We start from the raw sequence: 19,058 nt of genomic DNA, 5'->3' as shown, positions 1-19,058 counted from the left end.
CATCGGTTCAGCTCGCGAGCTCCGGCAACCAGAGCGACATGATCGGGAAGGCGATGATGAGGCCGAGCGTCACGAAATCGGACATCAGGAACCCGAAGGTCCCGCGGAAGACCTGGCCGAGCGACACCCTGTCGCCAAGCGCCCCCTTCACCACGAAGACGTTCATCCCCATCGGGGGCGTGATCATGCCCATTTCCAGGAGCTTCACGGTGATGACGCCGAACCAGATCAGGTCGATCGAATAGTGCCGCAGGATCGGCGTGATGACCGGCAGCGTCAGCAGCATGATCGAGATGCCGTCGAGGAAGCAGCCCATCACGAGGTAGAGCGCGGCGATGGCGATGAGCACGCCAAGCTGCGTGTCGATATTCGCCGCGACGAGATCGGTGAAGGCCGAGGCGACCCCGGTGAGGCCGAGCAGCCGCTGGAAGAGCCCGGCGCCGACGACGATGATGAAGATCGAGGCGGTGCCGTTCGCGGTCCTCACGAGCGCGTCCTTGAAGCCGGGCCAGGTGAAGGACCGGCGCAGGATCGCGACGAGGATCGTGAGCCCGGCCCCGACGGCGCCCGCTTCCGTCGGCGTGAAGAGCCCGGCGAAGATGCCGCCGATGACGCCGAGGATGATGACCGGCAGCGGCCAGACGTCACGGAACGCTTCCCGCCGCTCCTCGGGCGAGACATCCTCGTGGACCGCGGGCGCCAGCGAAGGTGTCACCGCGCAGCGGACCGTGATGTAGATGATGAACATCAGTGCCGAGACGATCCCGGGCAGCACGCCCGCGAGGAAGAGGCTGTTGATCGATTCCGACATGGTGATGCCGTAGACGATCATCAGGACCGAGGGCGGGATCAGCGCGCCGAGGGTTCCGGCGGCGGCGACGGCGCCCGTCGCGAGGCCGGGGTGGTAGTTCGCCCGCAGCATCTCGGGGACGGCGGTCCGCGCGAAGGCGGCGGCGGTCGCGATGCTCGACCCGCTCGCCGAGGAGAAGAGCGCCGCGGAGATCACCGTCGCCGAGGCGAGGCCGCCCGGCAGCCAGCTGAGCGTGATACGGGCGGAGCGGAAGAGGTTCTTGGTGAGCTCCGCCGATGCCGCGACATAGCCCATCAGCAGGAACATCGGGATCGCCGAGAGATTCCAGTCGCCCACGATCTCGAAGGGGATCGCGGTCAGGACGCCGAGCCCCGCCTTGATGCTCACCGCGGCCGAGATGCCGCCGAAGGCGACGATCCCCATCGCGATTCCGATCGGCACGCGGATCGCGACCAGGAGCAGGACGATTCCGACGCTGAGCGCGCCGATGATTTCACGTTCGCTCATTTCAGAAGGTCCCTGTCGTATGGTGGGAAGGCGGCTTCGACCCGGCGATGAGCGCGCGGAGCGAGACGAGAAGCTTCGTCCCCGCGGCGAGGGTGGCGACGAGAAGGCCGATCGGCATGATGATGCGCGCGGGCCAGATCGGCACATCCCAGGTGCCGGTGACGAACTCGCGGATCTCGAAGGATTCGAGCGCGACATGCACATAGAGCCAGGCGAGCAGCCCGTAGAGGATCGTCGTCAGCAGGCGTCCGATCACGTCGAAGACGTCCTTCACGACATCGGGCACGTGGTCGCGCAGGATATCGACGCTGATGTTCTCCTCGAGCATCTCCAGCATCGCGAGCGGCAGGAAGATCGTCGCGACCATCAGATAGGCCGCGACGACGGTGTCGATGCCGGGGATCGCGATGTTGAGAACCGCGCGCGAGATCACGTCGCCCGCGACGAGCACCAGCATCGCGACGATGCTGAACCCCGCGATCGCGACCATGCCGCGGCTCAGGGCCGTTGCGAACCTTTCCATATCCTCCCTCACTTTTCCGCATTGGTTCCGTGTTCCGCGAAGTCTGCGGCTTTCGTGGATTTTTCGCTGTACTCAGCGAGAACGACACGGGCCGCCCGTGATCGGGGCGCGCGCGGCGGTTCGCGGACCCGCGAGAGTCCGCGTTGCCCGCCCATGGAGGGCCGGTGTTCGATTGTCGCGTGGGCTTTCGTTGTCTCCGCGCGGAGACCGGCGCCGGGCTTCGCCGCGCCTTTCACGGGTGGCCCGCGGGTTGAGCCGCTCCGGCCGCCCGCGGGTTCAGGTCAGGCGGGCCGCCGCGGGCGGGCGATCCGCAGCGCCTCTTCGAGCGCCTGCTGGTCGCCGACATGGTTCGCGAGCGTCAGGATCAGCCGCGCGTTCAGCGCCATGCTCTCGTCGTCGGAGAGACCCTCGTGCGCCGCGATCAGCTTCGCGTAGAAGTCGTCGGCCCGTTCGAAATTCGGGCGGGTGGTGAGGCTTGCCATGGCGATCACTCCTTACCGCAGGCCTTGCGCAGCGCGGCGCGGATCTCGGTCTCGTCGAAGCTGTCCCAGCGGGCCGCGACGTGCTGGTCCGGGCGGATCAGATAGACGCCGGAGACGGCGTCGCCGGTGTAGCGTTCGGCGAGCACACCCGAGGGGTCGTCCGCGGCGGAGACGGCGATGCGCTCCGCGCTCACCCCGTCCTCGGTGACGGTTTCGGGCGCCTCGGCATCGATCGTCATGAGCCGGAACCCGTTGCCGAGCCGGTCGAGCAGGAAGCCGTCGCCAAGCGGCGCGTCGGGGCAGGGGCTGCCCGGCCGTGTCCGCGCCGGGGCGTCGGGAAGCGCGTCGGGACCGTTCAGCGAGAGCCCGTCATAGACGCAGGGCACCGAGAGCCGCCCGGAGTTCACGATCGACCGCGCGAATTCGTTGCCCTCGGCGAGATCGAGCACCGCGTCGCGGAAGATCCGGCTCACCTTCGATTTCGGCGTGATGAAGTCGGTGGAGCGGGTGGAGTTCAGGATGTTCTCGTCCGCGCCATGGACGCGCTCCTCGTCATAGCTGTCGAGCAGGCGTTCCGGCGCGTCGCCACGCACCACCATGCCGAGCTTCCAGCCGAGGTTGTCCGCGTCCTGGATCCCGGAGTTGGCGCCGCGGGCGCCGAAGGGCGAGACCTGATGCGCGCTGTCGCCGGCGAAGAGCACGCGGCCGTGGCGGAACTTCTTCATGCGCCGGCACTGGAAGGTGTAGATCGAGGACCAGACGATGTCGTATTCGACACCCTCGCCGAGCATCGCATCGAGGCGGCGGCGGATGTTCTCCTCCTTCATCTCCTCCTTCCGGTCCACGTCCCAGCCGATCTGGAAATCGACGCGCCAGACATCGTCGGGCTGCTTGTGGAGCAGCGTCGAGGCGCCGGACTTGAACCAGGGATCGAACCAGAACCAGCGTTCGGTCGGGAAGGCCGCGGACTTCATCCGGATGTCGGCGATCAGGAAGCTGTCCTGAAACACCCGTCCCTCGAAATCGAGCCCCATCATGCCGCGCGTCGGCGAGGAGGCGCCGTCGCAGGCGACCAGCCAGTCCGCTTCCAGCTGGTACGGGCCCTCCGGCGTCATCACCTCGAGCGCGACATGATCGCCCCGGATGTCGAGCGCGTCGAGGCGGTTCTTGCCCCGGATCTCGATCGGCGCGCCCTTCTTCCGTTCCTCCACGATCTGCTCGAACAGGAAGCGCTCGAAATAGGGCTGCTGGAGGTTGATGAAGGCGGGGTACTTGTGGCCGCCCTCCGGCAGCAGGTTGAACGAGAAGACTTCGCGGTCGTCGTGGAACACCTTGCCGACGTTCCACACCACGCCCTTCTCGACCAGCGGCTGGCCGCAGCCATAGCGGTCGGCGATCTCGAGCGTCCGCTTGGCGAAGCAGATCGCCCGGCTGCCCATGCCGATCCCCTCGTGGTCGTCGAGCAGGACCACCGGCACCCCCTGCCGGCCCAGATCCAGCGCGGTGGCGAGGCCGATCGGCCCCCCGCCGACGATCACGACCGGGTGGCGGACCGGCGCGTCCGCGTCCTGGTCCGCCGAGCGGGCGTAGGGGTAAAGCTTGAACGCGAGGCTGTATCTGTCCAGCAGCACGACTGAATTCCTCCCATTGGGTCGCCGCGCCCCGTGAGCGCGGCCAAGAACACCGGTCAGCCCTGCAGGGCGTCCCACATCTCGCGGTCCCGCTCGGCGGTCCAGATCCGCGGCGTGTCGATGCCACGCGCCTCGTCATAGGCGCGGGCGACGTTGAAGGGCAGGCAGTGCTCGTAGATCGCGTAGTCCGCGAACTTCGGATCGCATTCAGCCCGGACCGCGTCCCAGGCCTCCTTCAGCGTGCCGCCCCGCGCGACGATGCGGGCGACGGGCGCGTAGGTGCTCCGGATGAAATCGGCGGTATTGGCCAGCGCCTTCGCGACCATCTCACCGCCGACCAGCGCATCGCCCCGGCCCGGTGCGATCGCCCTGGGCTCGAAATCCGCGATCGCCGCCAGCGTCGCGGGCCAGTCGTTGAAATGGCCGTCGCCGCAGTAGCAGGCGGAGTGGTATTCGACGATGTCGCCGGTGAACATCACCTCCTGATCCGGAATCCAGATCACGGTGTCGCCCGCGGTATGCGCCCGGCCGAGTTTCAGGATGTCGACCCGGCGCTTGCCGAGATAGACGGTCATCGAGTCGCTGAAGGTCGTGGTCGGCCGCGTCAGGCCGGGGATTTCCTCGTGGCCCTGGAAGAGCCGCGGGAAGCGGCCGAACTCGCTGTCCCAATCCTCCTGCCCGCGCTCCTCGACCATGGCCGCCGCCACGTCGGACATGATGATCTCGCGCGCGCCATAGGCCGAGGCGCCGAGCACGCGCACGGCGTGGTAATGGGTCAGCACGACATGGCTGATCGGCTTGTCGGTCACGCCGCGCACGCATTCGATGACCTTGCGTGCGAGGCGCGGCGTCGCCTGCGCCTCGACGATCATCACGCTCTCGTCGCCGATGATGACGCCGGTGTTCGGGTCACCCTCGGCGGTGAAGGCGTAGAGCCCGTCGCCGATCTCGGTGAAGCTGATCTTCTTTTCGGTGAGGTCGCCCTGGGATGCGAATGCCTTGCTCATCCGTGGTCTCCTTGATTGCTGGAGGCTTCGTCGCTTGGAGCCCGGTGGTCAGTATCCGACCGTGAAACGCTCGCGGGAATGCTTGCCGTCCTCGATCTCGTCGAGAAATGCGACCGCGTAGTCCTCGAAGGAGATGCGACTCTCGCCGCCGGCATCGACGAGGAGCTCGTCCTTGCCGAGACGGAATTCGCCGGTGCGTTCGCCGGCGGTGAAGACGGCGGAGGGCGACAGGAATGTCCAGTCGATCCCGTCTTCCTCCCGGAGCGCGTCCAGCACCTTCCGGCCGGCCGCCGCCTCGGGCTTCGCGGCTTCGGGGAAGGCCGGCCCATCGGCGACGAGGCCGCCGGCGGGCGAGGTCAGCGAACCCGCGCCGCCGACGACGGCGAGCCGCCCGACGCCGGAGCCGCGCACCGCCGCGAGGAGCTGGCCGACATCGTAGTTCACGAAGCGGACCGTGCTCACGACCACGTCGTGGCCCGCGAGCGCGGCCGAGAGGGCGTCCGGCTCGCCGAGCGTGCCGGGTTTCGCTGCGACCTCGCCCAGCGATTCGAGCTTCGCGGCGTTCGGGCCGATGGCCGTGACCTCATGCCCGCGCGACAGGGCCTCGGAGACGAGGCGCTGGCCGACATTGCCGCCCGCGCCAATGATTGCGATCTTCATGATCTTCCCTCGAATGTGTCCGGGTTTCCGCGGCGACTATCCGCCGTCTCCCGCGCCGCCTCAGTCCTATGCCCTGACGACAGCCCGGATGGCGGCGCGCGAGGCTTCCCGGGGCCGGATGGCAATTCCGGTCAATATCCGTGGCAGGCAGGAGCAGGCGCTCCGCCACCCGCCGCGCCATCCTCGTATCCAGCAACATTATGGATGGGGAGAAAACGCGATGATCGTTTCCGACATCAAGCCGGCCCGGCCCGAGACCGCCCGCGCGGTCCTGGGGCTCTGCGACACCATCCAGGCCGTGGGGACGGACTCCTTTCCGGAGCGTTCGCGGATCTGATGTTCGACTGTTTCGGCGTTTCCGAGTTCCTGGTCTTCCAGCGTTCCGCGCCGCTCGCCCCGCCGGTCGCGCTGTTCTCGCGCAGCCTCGACCGCCGCTCGGAAGAGCGCGCGGGGTTCTACTGCGCCGATTTCTTCCGCCACGACCCGATCTTCGATGTCCTGAGCGAGGACTGCGCCGACGGCTCCTTCGCGATCCGGGTGAGCGCCGACGAGATCCGGCATCACAAGTATCGGACGACCTGCTTCACGCGCCCGGGGATCGGGGAAAAGCTGACGCTCGCGCGCCATTCGGAGGGGTTCCTGATCGCGCTCAGCGTCTACCGGCGCCGCTGCGATGGCGCCTTCGATCAGGCGTCGATCGACGAGTTGTCTCATTTCGCCAACCTGCTGCTGCCGATCCTGAGCCTGCACTACCGCCTGGCGGTGAGCTCCGCGCGGCAGCGGCGCGTGTCCTCGGCCGAGATGGAGGACTGCGTCGCCTGGGCCTTCCCGGAGCTGACCGAGCGCGAGGTCGCGGTCTGCGCGCGCTCGATCCTCGGTGTCACCGCCGAAGGGATCGCGCTCGACCTCGGCATCAAGCAGACCAGCGTCCTGACCTACCGGCGGCGCGCCTATGCGCGGCTGAACGTCAATTCGATCAACCAGCTCTCGACCATGCTGATCCAGTCATCGGCCGCGCGGCAGCTGGCGGCGGCCTGAGTCGCTCAGCTCTGGCGGATCGAATTCGGCGTGACGCCATACTTCCGCGAGAAGGCGCGGCTGAAGTGGGAGGCGTCCTTGAAGCCGAAGCCGAAGGCGGCTTCGGTCACGTTGCGGACCCGCGCGTGGATCAGCGCGTCGCGCGCCATGCCGAGCCGCTGCTCCCAGACCCAGCGCATCGGCGTCGTCCCCTGCGCGGCGAAGGCCCGGTTCAGCGTGCGCGCCGAGACGCCGGCCACCTCCACCAGCCTCTGGAGGTCGAGGTCGGTGTCGTCGATGTTGCGCTCGACGTAGGCCGCGAGCTTCTCCACGAGCCAGCGATGCTGGGTATCCAACTCGGCGGCACCCGCCGGAACCGTGGTCTCGATCACATCGAGCGTCGCGCGCACGAGTTGCGCGGTCTGGGCCGCGCGGCGCTCGATCGTGCCGAGGCAGAGCTCGCGCAGCATCATCAGCGCGAGATTTCCGTTGGTCGTCGCGGAACCGAGAAGCATCGGCCCGCCGTTGACCGCCGCCGGGCTGTGCCGCGACATCATCTCCGGTTCGACCCAGAGCGACAGGGCGCGATACTTGCGCGGCAGGTCCAGTTCGAAGGGCGCGCCGTGGCGATAGAGCAGCGCCTCGCCCCGCCGCGCCTCCAGCCGCTTGTCCCCCTGTGACAGCCGCAATTCGCCGTCGAGGCTGACCAGAAGCTGGAACCCGTCGAAATTGTCGCGCCGGATCGCCTGCGAATCGCGCGAGAAGCGCCCGGAGGAGGAATGGATGCGCGACATCCTTGTGGCGCCGTGGTTCACATAGGTGAGCTCGCCCCGGAACCGGGTCTCGGCGTCGGGCGCGAATTCCGTGGGCGCGAACCTTTCGCAGAGCACGTTATGCCATGCCTCGCGGTCGCTCATCCTGACGTATGAGACGGGAGGCATGTCATCGGGTTTCTCGGCCTGACCCACCGTGGCGCCTTCTCCCAGCAAGTCGAGATCAGCGAGAGGTTCTGGTGCGCGGCGGCCTCATGTCAAGGCGCGCCGGCTCACTCGGCGTCCGGCTGGGCGGAAGGATGCGCGGCCTGAAACGGCGCGAGCGTCGCGCAATGCGCCTCGACCGCCAGAACGCGCCCGAGCCCGTCGAGCGGAACGCCGAAGCGGCGGGCGTTGAAGAGCTGTGGCACGAGACAGCAATCCGCCAGCGTCGGCGCATCGCCGAAGCAGAAGGGCCCGCCGGGATCGATCAGCCGCTCCACGGCGTCGAGCCCGCCGTTCAGGATCCAGTGGGCGTACCATTCCCGGACCTCGGCCTCGCCGTGGCCGAGCGGGTCCTTCAGATAATTCATGACCCGGAGATTGTTCAGCGGGTGGATGTCGCAGGCGATCGCATGGGACACCGCCCGGACCCGCGCCGCGACAAGCGGATCATCGGGGATCAGGCGCGGCCCGGGATGGGTCGCGTCGAGATATTCGATGATCGCGAGCGATTGCCCGAGGCAGGTTCCGTCGCCGAGTTCGAGCGTCGGGACCAGCCGCTGCGGATTCTTCGCCGCGTATCCCTCCGTGCGATGCTCGCCGCCGTCGCGGTACATGTGCACCGGAACCAGCTCGTGCGCGATCCCCTTGAGATTGAGCGCGATACGCACGCGATAGGCCGCCGATGAGCGGAAGTAGGTGTGGATCTTCATCTCCGGTTCCCCAATTTGTCTCGATGCGAGCCTGCGCCCTGGACCTTCTCGTCGGGTCACACTGATAGCCGCCGCCGACCGGGCAGGGTGACACCGGTGACGAAGCTCGACACTTCCGAGGCGAGAAAACACCGGCCGCCGCGATTTCGGCCGCGCCGGCCGCGCCGTTCCCTTGGCCCGCTCCGGTGACCGGGGCCGTTCTCTCCCCAAGCACGTTCGCTCCTTCGTCCGTTCCGCCTCGCGGGGCGGCCATCCCCGGGAAGGAGTACGGACGCCCCGGCCGGCTTTCTGTCCTCCGTCGGAAGGACAGCGCCCGCGCGTTCATCGCCGCAGGTTGAACCCGTGGCGAGGAGGACGGCGAATGGCGGAATCGGAATTCTCTGGAAAGGTCGCATTGGTGACCGGCGGGGCCTCGGGAATCGGGGCCGAGATCTGTCGGCTGCTGGCGGATCGCGGCGCGGTGGTGGCCGTCACCGATCGCGACGCCGAAGCGGCCCGGGCGCTCGCGGCCGAATTGTCCGGCCGGGGCGCCGCGGCGATGGGCCTCGGCATGGACGTCACCGATCCCGACGCGGTGCTGGACGCGGTCGCGCGCGTCACCGATCGGTTCGGCGGGCTCCGCATCTGCGCCAACAATGCCGGGATCGTCACCGCCCGACAGGAACTGGCACTCCTGTCCCGGTCCGACTGGAGCAGGCAGATCGCCGTCAATCTGACGGGTGTCTTCCATTGCCTTCAGGCGGAGATCCCGGCGCTGATCGCCTCGGGCGGAGGCGCGATCGTCAATATCGCGTCGATCTGCGGCCTCGTCGGCGTGCCCGGAACCGCCGCCTACGCCGCCGCGAAACACGGAGTCGTCGGGCTGACCAGGGTCGCGGCGCTCGATTATGCGACGCGAAATATCCGGGTGAACGCCCTGGCGCCCGGATATGTCGACACGCCGCTCATCGCCGACCGGCCGGCGGAGGAGCGCGCGACCATCGCCGCGCGCCATCCGATGGAGCGCATGGCGCGGGCGCGCGAGATCGCCGAGGCCGCCTGCTACCTGCTGAGCGACCGCGCCAGCTTCGTGACCGGCACGGTTCTGGCGGCGGACGGCGGTTACACGGCGCGGTGATCCCGCGCCCTGTCCGCGGTCAGGACCACCCGGCGGATCGTGGCGATATCGAGACAGGAGACAGGTGGAGAATGAACTTCGACAGCTTCCGGATGCCGGATCTGGCACGCTCCGATCAGAGCAAGCTCATGAACGGATCGGTCGTGCCGCGGCCGATCGCCTGGGTCTCGACCATCGGCGCGGCGGGTGTGAATCTGGCGCCGTTCAGCTATTTCAACGTCATCGCGGTGGAGCCCTGCCTTGTGATGTTCTCGGTCGGCGTCCCGGTCGAAAGCCGCCGCGGCACGGTGAAGGATACGATCCAGAATCTCGCGGAAGTCCCGGAATTCGTGTTGCATCTGGTCGACGCCGAACTGGCGGAAGCGATGAACGCGACCTCGGGCGAACATCCGCGGGGCGCGAACGAGCTGCGGCTCGCAGGACTGACCGAACTCGCGTCCACCGCCGTCCGCCCGCCCCGGATCGCCGAGGCACGCATCCAGATGGAGTGCCGGGTTCAGGAGACGCTGACGCTGGGGCAGGTGCCGTATCACATGTTCATCGGCGAGGTTCTGGTCCTGCATGCGCGGTCAGGGACCGTCAGCGACCGGTTTCACGTCGACCCGGAGCTTCACGCGCCGGTCTCGCGGCTCGGGGGCGGCGGGCTCTACTCGCGGCCGACGGATCGATTCACGCTGAAACGGCCCGGCTAGATCCGCGCCCGACACACTCCGCACTCCAAAGAAGCGAGGACCAGGGATGGCACAGTTTCTCTACTTCCTCCGGGCCAATCCCGGCACGTCGGACGCCTACCAGGCGTGGTGGCGCGATGATCTCGGACCCCGCGTCGCCGCTTCCGGCGATTGCACCGGCCTTTGCGTGAACCTCGCAGTGCCGGGACCGGGGGTTGAGCTCTATCGCGACGAAGCGCGCGTCGGCGAGGGCTATGACGTCACGCTCGACCTCGACTGCCCCGACGGGGCGGCGCATGATCGGCTGATGGCGGCGTTCGGAGACGAAATCGCCGCGCGGACCGAGATCGACTTCGGCTATGAGGTGGAACGGAGCGTCGAGCAGGACGATGCCGTCCGTCTGGCGGGCAATCCGACGCCGGGCCTCAAGCTCGTGCGCGGCTTCTTCGCCCATGCCGACCTTTCCCCGGCCGCTTTCCGCCGCTCCTGGGACAATCACGTGGGATGGGCGAGGAAGATTCACGGCTTCGCCCGCTACGTCCGGTATTTCGTCATCCGCCCGGTGACCAAGGGCGCGCCGGAGATCCAGGGCGCGACCAATCTCCATTTCGCCACCGACAGGGACGTCGTGGAGCGGTACTTCACCGTCGATGGAGGGCGCGAGATGATCGCGCAGGACATCCGCCACTTCATCGACAGGGGCATGGCCCGCGTCTTCACCGTGGAGCACCGGCTGAAATGAGCGGCCCGCGTGCGTGCCGGGCTTGACCGGCGCGCCGACATCTTCCTCGCCGGGATGCGAGCCGGCACCGACGCCCGAATGAACGCGGAACATCGGCCGGACGGTCGAACATCGTGCATGGGTCATCGCGTATCTTGGCCCACACCCGGTGCGATGCCGGGAGATCCCGCCGCCGGGGTCGAAACACAGAAGGGAGGACCGCGATGTCCGTCGATCCGAAATCAACGCTGCGGCTCATCATGCCGCAATGGCAGGGGGGCAACGATCCCGCCTACCGCGTCGGCGCCGGTGTCCTGGCGGCGATCCTGCCGCCGCCTGAAGGTCCGGTGGAGACCATCGCCGTGGCCGAGGCGGCGCAGGACGCGCGCCCGGAGGAGCGGGGCATCGTCATGCGGAGCGCGTTGCTCGACCTGCTCGATCAGGCGCGCGCCGCGATCGCGCGGCACACCCCGGAAGCGATCGTCACCGTCGGGGGTGATTGCCTCGTCGATCTCGCGCCGATCGCCTATCTCGGCGAACGTTACGGCGACGACCTCGCGGTGATCTGGGTCGACGCGCATCCCGATGTGATGAGCGCGCGGGAGTTCCCGCACGCGCATGCTCATGTGCTGGCGATGCTGATGGGCGACGGCGATCCCGATTTCGTCGCGGCGGTGCCCCGGCCGATCGAGCCCGCCCGGGTGCTCCACGTCGGTCTCACCGAGACCCTGCCGCATGAGGAAAGCTACCTCCGCGACCGCGGCATGGCCCGCCTGTCGCCCGAGGATCTCGGCGGCTCGGCCGAACCCGTGCTCGACTGGCTCCGCGGGTCCGGAGCCACGAAGGTCGCGGTGCATTTCGACCTCGACGTGCTGTCGCCGGCCAGTCACGACTACCTCCTGTTCAACAAGCCGGGGCTCCCCGAGGGCGCCTTCGACGGGGTGGCCAAGGGGCGCATGGGCTTCGCGGAGGTCGCCTCGATCCTTGAGGCCGTCGCCCGGGAGTCCGACGTGGTCGGGCTCGCGATCACCGAATTCCTGCCCTGGTCCATGATCGACCTCGGCCGGAACCTCGCGACCCTGCCGCTCCTCTCGAAGCCGGGAGAGATCGCCGGATAGCCGCGGCGAACCCGCGCGATTGGCCGCCTCGGTCAAGCGATCGGCCGGGCGAGCAAAGCGGCCGGGGTGCGACGCGGACTAATGTGACGCGAACGGCGGGTACCCCCGGTGCCCGGCCAACAGCTCACAGGGAGAGAACCGATGGAACTCGCAGGCAAGGTCGCCGTCGTCACCGGCGGCGGAAGTGGTATCGGGCGCGGCTGCGCCCTGGCGCTCGCCCGGCACGGCGCGGATGTGGTGATCGCCGATCTCGACATCGACGCCGCCGAGACCGTCGCGGGTGAAGTTCGGGCGCTCGGCCGGCGCGCGGCCGCGCTGGCGCAGAACGTCGGCGAGATCGGGTCGCACCAGCGCGCGCTCGACGCCGCGGTCGCGGCCATGGGCGGTGTCGACATCCTCGTCAACAACGCCGGCGTCGCCAGCCAGGCGAAGTTCGACGAGGTGGGCGAGGCGGACTGGGACCGGATGAACGACCTGAACGCCAAGGCGCTGTTCTTCTCGTCCCAGGCCTATGGCAAGTATTTCGCCGGCAAGCGCGACGGCAAGATCGTCAATGTCACCTCCTTCTGCGGCAAGGAGGCGATCGTCGAATATTCAGCCTATTGCGCGTCGAAATTCAGCGCCACGGCGATCACCCAGTCGCTCGCGCGGGAACTGGCGCCCTTCAACGTCAACGTGAACGCCGTCTGCCCCGGGATCGTCAGGACCCGGATGTGGGACGGGCTCGCCGACCACCAGTGGAAGCTCCAGGAAGAGCGCGTGCCGCTCGGCCGCGGCCAGACGCCGGAGGACATCGGCGAGGCGGTCGCGTTTCTCGCCTCGGACCGGGCGCGGAACATCACCGGCGCGAGCCTGCCCGTCACCGGCGGATTGTCGATCTGGTAACAACCCGCGTCGGCCCCGGCGTCCGCCCCCCTGTCAGCCCCGGCGCCGATCCAAGGCACCGGCTCCCGCGGGAACCATCCTCGAGGAAGCAATGACCACATATTTCGATCCGCTCGTCATCGGGGATCTGACCCTGCCGAACCGCGTCGTCATGCCCGCGCTCACCCGCGCCCGGGCGACGAAGACCGGCGTCCCCGTCGAGATCATGACGCGGTACTACCGGCAGCGCGCGACCGCGGGCCTGATCATCAGCGAGGGCACCTACATCAACGCCGATACCTGCGGCTTCGAACACGCGCCCGGGATCTTCACGGCCGGGCAGGTCGAGGCGTGGAAGCCGGTCACCGAGGCGGTCCATGCCGAGGGCGGGCGGATCTTCTGCCAGCTCTGGCACTGCGGCCGCGTCGGCGCGCAGGGCCTGCAGGGCGGCAAGGAACCGCTCTCGCCGAGCGGGGTCAACGACGATCCGGGCATGATCGACGTCTATGGCAAACTCGACAACGGGCGGTATGTGAAGCTCATGCCGTCGCAGTCGCGGGCCATGTCGCATGACGAGATCAGGCGGACGATCGCGGATTACGGCCGCGCCGCCGCGAACGCCGTCGAGGCGGGTTTCGACGGGGTGGAGATCCACGCGGCCAACGGCTACCTGCCGCATCAGTTCCTGTCGCCAACGCTGAACCGGCGCGACGACGAATACGGCGGTTCGATCGAAAACCGGTCGCACTTCGTGACCGAGGTGATCCAGGCGGTCGCGCGGCATCTTCCCATGGGCCGCGTCGGGATCCGCGTATCGCCCTACGCCGTCTACAACAACACCCGCGATCCCGACAGCCACGCGACCTATTCCCATCTCGCAAGCCGTCTCGATCAGCTGGGCGTCGGCTATGTCCACTTCGCCGACATGAACGGCTGGTTCGGCAATCCGTCGCGCGACAAGATCGTCGCGGCGCTCAGGCCGGGCTACAGCGGTCCGATCATCGCCAACGGCGGGCTCACGGTCGGGGGCGGTGCGGAGCTGCTCGCGGCCGGAGAGGTCCAGGCCATCGCCTTCGGCCGCGGCTTCCTCGCGAATCCCGACCTCGTGACGCGCATCGCGCGCGGCGCCGAGATCGCCACACCCCGCTACGACGGTTGGTACGCGACCGGCGAGGCCGGCTACACCGACTATCCCGCCCTGGGCGACGCCGCCTGAGGATAAACCAAATCCAATCAATATCTTGTACGGAGGAATGACGATGACGACGCAGGATGCCGCCGACCGCCAGGCCATGATCGAGGTTCTGGCCCGCTATGCCTGGGGCTACGACATGGCCGATTTCGCCATGCTGGCCGATACCTTCACCGAGGATGCGACGAGCGGGGGTGTCGTCACCGGCACCGATATCGCCTGGGGCCCGATGAAGGGGCGCGCGGAGATCGTCTCGGTGCTCGAGGGCATCCGCCAGGGCCAGACCGATCAGCGGCGCCACAATGTCTCGAACATCTTCTTCACCGCGCAGACCGAAACCACCGCCTCGATGACCGCGAACCTCAGCCTCGCTTCGACCGAGGGCGGCGAGACCCGGCTGCTCTCGGCCGGCTACTACACGATGGATTTCGTCAGGCAGGGCGAGACATGGCGGATGAGCCGGCTCGACGGCGTCCTCGATTCACCGTTCTGAGGGGCAGGGGGCATGGCTGATTTCAAGGGAAAGGTCGCTCTCGTCACCGGCGGCGCGTCGGGGATCGGCGAGGCGACGGCGCTGCTGCTCGCCGAACGCGGGGCGAAGGTCGCGATCGCCGACATGAACGAGACGAAGCTCACCGCGGTGAAGGCGAAGATCGAAGCTCTCGGCACGGAAGCGATCACCATCCGCTGCGACGTGACCGACGACGGCGACATAGCCAAGATGGTCGAACAGACCGTGGCGGCCTTCGGCCGCCTCGACTGCGCCGTCAACAATGCCGGGATCACCGGGCCGATCGGGCCGCTGGTCGACTATGACCTCGGCGCCGCGCGCGACATCATCGCGATCGACCTGATGGCGGTCATCGCCTGCATGCGGGCCGAGATGCGGGCGATGCTGCCGATGGGTGCCGGCGCGATCGTCAACACCTGCTCGATCTGGGGCCTGGTGGCGGGCGGGAACTTCGTCGCCTATTCCGCCGCCAAACACGGCGTGGCCGGTGCGACGCGGGCGGCGGCGCTGGAGACGGCGACGGCGGGCGTGCGGGTCAACGCGATCGCCCCGGGCTTCACCGAGACGCCGATGGTCACCGAGCAGGGTCTGAAGCTGAAGCCGGGGATGAAGGAATACGACGCGGCCGGCGCCGCGCATCCGATGAACCGGATGGGCCGGCCCCGCGAGATGGCGGAGGGCATCGTCTGGCTCCTGTCGGACGCGGCGTCCTTCGTGACCGGGACGGTGCTCTCCATCGACGGCGGCTTCGTCGCCCGTTAGGCCCGAGCGAGGGCGCGCTCTGGGGGGTAACTTGCGGGCGGAGCGTCTCCAACTCGCTCAGAGCGGCTCGGAGGCCCAATCTTCGCGTGCGTGGCGGACTCGAACCACGAAGATCGATCCGTCCGGCTGGACGAGGTAGAGGATCATATGCGAGCCGAACGGATGCACTCGAAGCGGGGGTGTCAGTTCGGGGCATTCGCGGGCCAGTTCGGGAAACTGGGCGAGAACGCCAAACGTCGCTTCCAGGCCGTCCTGGTACCGATCCGCCTGGGCGGGACCGTGACGGTCCGCCCCATGGAGCCAGATCCCGATGAGGTCTTCCTCGGCGGCCTGGCTGAGGCGCCATGTCACCCTTCGGGCAGTCCGGCCCGGCGGCGCGCCTCGGCCTTGATCTCGGACATGGAGCGACTGCCTTCCCCGCTTCCCAGTCCTTCGTCGACGAGGCCCTGCATTCGGGCGATGGCGTCCGAACGCAGCTGGTCCCGGCGGATCAGGTCCCGAACGTAGTCGCTGGCATTGGCGTAGCGCCCTTCGGCGCTTTGCCGCTCCACCCAGGTCTTCATCGGGTCTGGAAGCGAAACGTTCATCGTGGCCATGACAACCCTCCCGCGCAATGGCAAAGATTGCCATTGGCGGGCCGTCGTTTCAAGAGGCGGTTCGTGTGAGCCCCGAACCGCCGGCTGGCCCGGGCACGCCACCGGATGGCGCCGGCTCCGGCCCGCTCGCGCGCAGGCTGCTGGGCGTCACACCGAACCGCGCCTTGAAGGCGCGGCTGAAGTGCGAGAAGTCGTTGAAGCCGCAGGCCATCGCGACTTCGGACACCGACTGTCCCCGCCGGGATGCGATCGCGTCCCGCGCGGCTTCCAGCCGCCTGCTCCACATCCATTTCGCCGGGGTGATCCCCTGGCGCGCGAAGGCTCGGCTGAGGGTCCGCGCCGAGGTACCGATGAGGGCGGGGACGGTTGCGATATCGAACGCGGGGTCGAGGAGGTGCCTGAGGATCAGGTCCTGCGCCCGGGCGACGATACGCGCGTGCCGCGCCCCGTCCTCGGGATCGAAGCCTTCGTCGAAGGCGAGCCCGATCAGATCGATGAGCGGGGCGGCGAGCCGCTCCGATGCCGGTGTGTCGCCGATCAGGTCGAAGGTTGAGCGCAGCATGGTCGCGCCCAGCCGCGCGTAGCCGCCCTCACCCGCGATCCGCACCCCCGAGAGCTTCTCCGCCGCCGGCAGCCGCCGGTCGAGCTCGTGCCGCGGAACCTTGAGGTGGATCGCCTCATAGGACCCGGGACAGGTCAGCCGATAGGGCCGGCCCGTGCCGAAGAGGCAGATGTCGCCCGGCACGACCCGCGCCGCGCGTTCACCCTGTTCCAGGCGCAGTTCGCCCGATTCCAGAAAACCGATGACATACTCTCCGCGGTCTTCCTTCCGGATCGCGGCGCGGGACCGGTCGTAGGTGATCGCCGTCGAGACGACACGCGTCAATTCGACGGCTCCGAGGTCGCCGACCACCAGACTGGCCTCGAAACGGTCATCCCGGGCGATGGCGCAGTCGACCGGCGTGTAGGTCCGGCGGACCGCGTCGACCCAGAAATCCGAACCCAGCCGGCCGCGCAATCCAGCGGTGGAATATCTCCGCATCCTGCCTCCTCCTCTGGACCACTTCTCGCGGCGCTATCCTCGGCCGGAGCATAGTCCGGAATTGTCTCGCCGTCTGTCATCCTCGCGGGTGACGAACGGCGGAGACGAACCACGGACAGGCCGGGAAGCCGTTCAGCGATCAGGTGTCCCGGACACCCCCCCGGTTGCGCTGCTCGGTCATCACCGCGACCCAGAATTCGGCACTCTCTCGGCGGCCCAGAGCCCCCGGAATTTCCCGCTCGCCGTCACCGGAGATCACCAGAGGCATTCGCCGCCCTGAACCGACGGCGGCGCAATGGCTCACTCTTCACTTCATCGGATGTCCGCCACTGACAACCCCCACCGAAATTCCGAGGAACGGGTGCGACGCGCCAGTCATTCGCCTCCGAGTCCCAGAAGGCGAATGCGTGGCGGAAGCTCGGACCCACCGTACCGCCGGGGCGCGGGTCCGTGTTCGCCATGATCGCGGCCACGCGGACTACTCCCAAGTTGGGAGGGGATTTCGCAAATGCCTCGGGAAAGCCAGTTGAGGGGTGCCGCGACCGTCTTTGGGCTATCCATATAGGCGTGTGTTTCAGCATGAAAATCAATTGATCAGCGCTCCCTTCCAGAAAGCGGAGGTCGTCGTGTCATGTCGCTCATGACGGAGGCTTCTGAAAAAAAGCCCGAAGTTCGCGCGGCCATCGCCGAGAGCACGATTATCCTCGCTGATCGCCCCATCGACGCGGAACCCCGCCGGGACTCAATCCATGTCAATGCGACACGTTCGACCGCGGGCTCAATTCAGGTACCAGGTGAATCGTCTTTTCCTACACTGACCGCGAAGAAAATGGGGGAAGAGCCATGGCCTGCGATTCGAAACCCATATCCGCGGTCGGTCGCTGTCGATTGATCGCAGGTGTGATTCCGATCCTGTTCCTCGTGGCGACGCAATCATGGGCGCAAGACGGCGTGGAGGTTGTTTCGCCCGGCGGCGTGGTGAAGCTGACCCTGGAAATGCGGGATGGCGAACCGACGTATTCGGTCGAAAGGCTTGGCGCCGATATTCTTTCGGCCTCGCAATTGGGGGTCCGATTTTCCGAAGGCGCTTCCTTCGATACGGGGCTGACGCTGGCCGGCACCGAGAACGCGACTTTCGACGAGACATGGACTCAAGTCTGGGGTGAAAAGAAGGACATCAGGAACAACTACAACGAGCTTCGGGCCGCGTTGCAAACCAGCGGTGACACGCCCCGCCGGATGGACATCGTCTTCCGGGTCTACGACGACGGGTTCGGCTTTCGATACGAATGGCCCGAACAGGAGCATCTCGGGACGTTCGTGATCGCGGAGGAACTGACCGAGTTCAATATCGCGGGCGACCCCAAGGTCTGGTGGATCCCGGCCTATGGACGAAGCCACTACGAATATGTCTGGCGCGAAGATCCCCTGAGCGGAATCGCCCGGAATCAGGCCGTCCACACGCCGCTGACGATGGAGACCGCGGACAGGCTTTACCTTTCGATCCACGAGGCGGCGCTGGTCGACTATTCCTCCATGTCGCTGATCCCGGACGGCGACGGCGGCCTGAAAGCGGATCTCGCGCCATGGGGCGGCGACGATGGCTTCACGCTGGTCAGGGGGCGAACCCCGCTGGTGTCTCCCTGGCGCACGGTGCAGATCGCCGATACGCCCGGCGGGCTGATCGAATCCTACCTGATCCTGAACCTGAACGAACCGAACGCGCTCGACGATACGTCCTGGATCAAGCCCGCCAAGTATATCGGCATCTGGTGGAGCATGCATCTGGGCGACTGGACCTGGGAGACCGGTCCGAACCACGGCGCGACGACGGAGCATGCCAAGCGATACATCGACTTCGCGGCCGAGCATGATCTGCCAAATGTGCTGATCGAAGGCTGGAATGCCGGATGGGACGGCCGCTGGTGGGGCGATGGCGTCAACATGAACTTCACCCGGCCGACGGATGACTTCGACCTCGACGAGGTCATGGCATATGCCGCCGATCGGGGCGTGAACATCGTTGGTGACCTGCCCCCCGGAAACTCCCTCGCTCTGATGTAGGGTCTGCTCGACCTCGAAGGAGCAGACGAATGAGAAAGAGCCGATTTTCCGAGACGCAGATCATTTCGATGATCA

Annotated in this window: 21 protein-coding genes; 10 read left to right on the top strand and 11 right to left on the bottom strand. The window is 67.5% G+C overall.

Going from position 1 to position 19,058, the window contains the following annotated elements; translation table 11 throughout:
- Positions 1-7: 7 nt before the first annotated feature.
- The 6 genes from ACLJK8_RS14375 to ACLJK8_RS14350 all read right to left on the bottom strand — a co-directional run bounded on the left by ACLJK8_RS14375 (position 8) and on the right by ACLJK8_RS14350 (position 5,621).
- The gene (locus ACLJK8_RS14375; protein ID WP_413150994.1) at positions 8-1,318 is read right to left on the bottom strand and encodes a TRAP transporter large permease; all 1,311 of its coding nucleotides are present in this window, start codon (positions 1,316-1,318) and stop codon (positions 8-10) included.
- A 1-nt stretch (position 1,319) separates the two neighbouring features.
- Positions 1,320-1,841 (bottom strand): TRAP transporter small permease subunit, encoded by a 522-nt coding sequence (locus ACLJK8_RS14370; protein ID WP_413150992.1) that lies wholly within the window; start codon positions 1,839-1,841, stop codon positions 1,320-1,322.
- 281 nt (positions 1,842-2,122) lie between these two features.
- Complete coding sequence (locus tag ACLJK8_RS14365) at positions 2,123-2,323, bottom strand: DUF2783 domain-containing protein (RefSeq protein ID WP_413150991.1); 201 nt, start codon at positions 2,321-2,323, stop codon at positions 2,123-2,125.
- A 5-nt stretch (positions 2,324-2,328) separates the two neighbouring features.
- Positions 2,329-3,954 (bottom strand): FAD-dependent oxidoreductase, encoded by a 1,626-nt coding sequence (locus ACLJK8_RS14360; protein WP_413150990.1) that lies wholly within the window; start codon positions 3,952-3,954, stop codon positions 2,329-2,331.
- 56 nt (positions 3,955-4,010) lie between these two features.
- Positions 4,011-4,961, bottom strand: coding sequence for an MBL fold metallo-hydrolase (locus ACLJK8_RS14355; protein ID WP_413150989.1), 951 nt, complete (start codon positions 4,959-4,961; stop codon positions 4,011-4,013).
- A gap of 48 nt (positions 4,962-5,009) precedes the next feature.
- Positions 5,010-5,621 (bottom strand): NAD(P)-dependent oxidoreductase, encoded by a 612-nt coding sequence (locus tag ACLJK8_RS14350; protein ID WP_413150988.1) that lies wholly within the window; start codon positions 5,619-5,621, stop codon positions 5,010-5,012.
- A 336-nt stretch (positions 5,622-5,957) separates the two neighbouring features.
- Here ACLJK8_RS14350 and ACLJK8_RS14345 point away from each other — a divergent pair, with 336 nt between their 5' ends.
- The gene (locus ACLJK8_RS14345; RefSeq protein ID WP_413150987.1) at positions 5,958-6,659 is read left to right on the top strand and encodes a helix-turn-helix transcriptional regulator; all 702 of its coding nucleotides are present in this window, start codon (positions 5,958-5,960) and stop codon (positions 6,657-6,659) included.
- A gap of 5 nt (positions 6,660-6,664) precedes the next feature.
- Here the strand turns inward: ACLJK8_RS14345 and ACLJK8_RS14340 are convergent, their stop codons facing one another.
- Both ACLJK8_RS14340 and maiA read right to left on the bottom strand, forming a co-directional pair.
- Positions 6,665-7,579 (bottom strand): helix-turn-helix domain-containing protein, encoded by a 915-nt coding sequence (locus tag ACLJK8_RS14340; RefSeq protein WP_413150986.1) that lies wholly within the window; start codon positions 7,577-7,579, stop codon positions 6,665-6,667.
- Positions 7,580-7,683: 104 nt separating this feature from the next.
- Positions 7,684-8,325, bottom strand: a complete 642-nt coding sequence (gene maiA, locus ACLJK8_RS14335; protein ID WP_413150985.1) for a maleylacetoacetate isomerase — start codon at positions 8,323-8,325, stop codon at positions 7,684-7,686.
- A 361-nt stretch (positions 8,326-8,686) separates the two neighbouring features.
- Between maiA and ACLJK8_RS14330 the strand changes: the two genes are divergently transcribed.
- The 8 genes from ACLJK8_RS14330 (at position 8,687) to ACLJK8_RS14295 (ending at position 15,281) form a co-directional block, all read left to right on the top strand.
- On the top strand, positions 8,687-9,442 hold the full coding sequence (locus tag ACLJK8_RS14330; RefSeq protein ID WP_413150984.1) for an SDR family NAD(P)-dependent oxidoreductase: 756 nt from the start codon (positions 8,687-8,689) through the stop codon (positions 9,440-9,442).
- Positions 9,443-9,513: 71 nt separating this feature from the next.
- The gene (locus ACLJK8_RS14325; RefSeq protein ID WP_413150983.1) at positions 9,514-10,134 is read left to right on the top strand and encodes a flavin reductase family protein; all 621 of its coding nucleotides are present in this window, start codon (positions 9,514-9,516) and stop codon (positions 10,132-10,134) included.
- 46 nt (positions 10,135-10,180) lie between these two features.
- Positions 10,181-10,855 (top strand): hypothetical protein, encoded by a 675-nt coding sequence (locus tag ACLJK8_RS14320; protein ID WP_413150982.1) that lies wholly within the window; start codon positions 10,181-10,183, stop codon positions 10,853-10,855.
- A 203-nt stretch (positions 10,856-11,058) separates the two neighbouring features.
- Positions 11,059-11,952 (top strand): arginase family protein, encoded by an 894-nt coding sequence (locus ACLJK8_RS14315; protein ID WP_413150981.1) that lies wholly within the window; start codon positions 11,059-11,061, stop codon positions 11,950-11,952.
- Positions 11,953-12,093: 141 nt separating this feature from the next.
- Positions 12,094-12,837 (top strand): SDR family NAD(P)-dependent oxidoreductase, encoded by a 744-nt coding sequence (locus tag ACLJK8_RS14310; protein WP_413150980.1) that lies wholly within the window; start codon positions 12,094-12,096, stop codon positions 12,835-12,837.
- 91 nt (positions 12,838-12,928) lie between these two features.
- Entirely contained in the window at positions 12,929-14,032 is a 1,104-nt protein-coding gene (locus tag ACLJK8_RS14305) for an alkene reductase (RefSeq protein WP_413150979.1), read from the top strand.
- Positions 14,033-14,075: 43 nt separating this feature from the next.
- A complete protein-coding gene (locus tag ACLJK8_RS14300) occupies positions 14,076-14,501 on the top strand; it encodes a nuclear transport factor 2 family protein (protein WP_413150978.1) in 426 nt (141 codons plus the stop codon).
- A 12-nt stretch (positions 14,502-14,513) separates the two neighbouring features.
- On the top strand, positions 14,514-15,281 hold the full coding sequence (locus ACLJK8_RS14295; protein WP_413150977.1) for an SDR family NAD(P)-dependent oxidoreductase: 768 nt from the start codon (positions 14,514-14,516) through the stop codon (positions 15,279-15,281).
- Positions 15,282-15,338: 57 nt separating this feature from the next.
- On the opposite strand, the gene ACLJK8_RS14290 is transcribed toward ACLJK8_RS14295, so the two are convergent.
- From ACLJK8_RS14290 to ACLJK8_RS14280, 3 genes are read right to left on the bottom strand one after another with little or no spacing between them, the layout of a single operon-like run.
- Positions 15,339-15,632, bottom strand: a complete 294-nt coding sequence (locus ACLJK8_RS14290; RefSeq protein ID WP_413150976.1) for a type II toxin-antitoxin system RelE/ParE family toxin — start codon at positions 15,630-15,632, stop codon at positions 15,339-15,341.
- Positions 15,629-15,877, bottom strand: a complete 249-nt coding sequence (locus ACLJK8_RS14285; protein ID WP_413150975.1) for a type II toxin-antitoxin system ParD family antitoxin — start codon at positions 15,875-15,877, stop codon at positions 15,629-15,631. The genes ACLJK8_RS14290 and ACLJK8_RS14285 overlap by 4 nt, the downstream gene beginning before the upstream one ends.
- Positions 15,878-15,926: 49 nt before the next feature.
- Positions 15,927-16,919, bottom strand: coding sequence for a helix-turn-helix domain-containing protein (locus tag ACLJK8_RS14280; protein ID WP_413150974.1), 993 nt, complete (start codon positions 16,917-16,919; stop codon positions 15,927-15,929).
- Positions 16,920-17,807: 888 nt separating this feature from the next.
- Here ACLJK8_RS14280 and ACLJK8_RS14275 point away from each other — a divergent pair.
- On the top strand, positions 17,808-18,983 hold the full coding sequence (locus ACLJK8_RS14275; protein WP_413150973.1) for a glycoside hydrolase family 97 N-terminal domain-containing protein: 1,176 nt from the start codon (positions 17,808-17,810) through the stop codon (positions 18,981-18,983).
- The last annotated feature ends 75 nt before the right edge of the window (positions 18,984-19,058 follow it).

This window comes from Amaricoccus sp. W119 (assembly GCF_047275745.1).
Classification (GTDB): Bacteria; Pseudomonadota; Alphaproteobacteria; order Rhodobacterales; family Rhodobacteraceae; genus Amaricoccus.
Note: the sequence above shows the minus strand (reverse complement) of the source record. Positions and strands in the feature narration are given on the sequence as shown.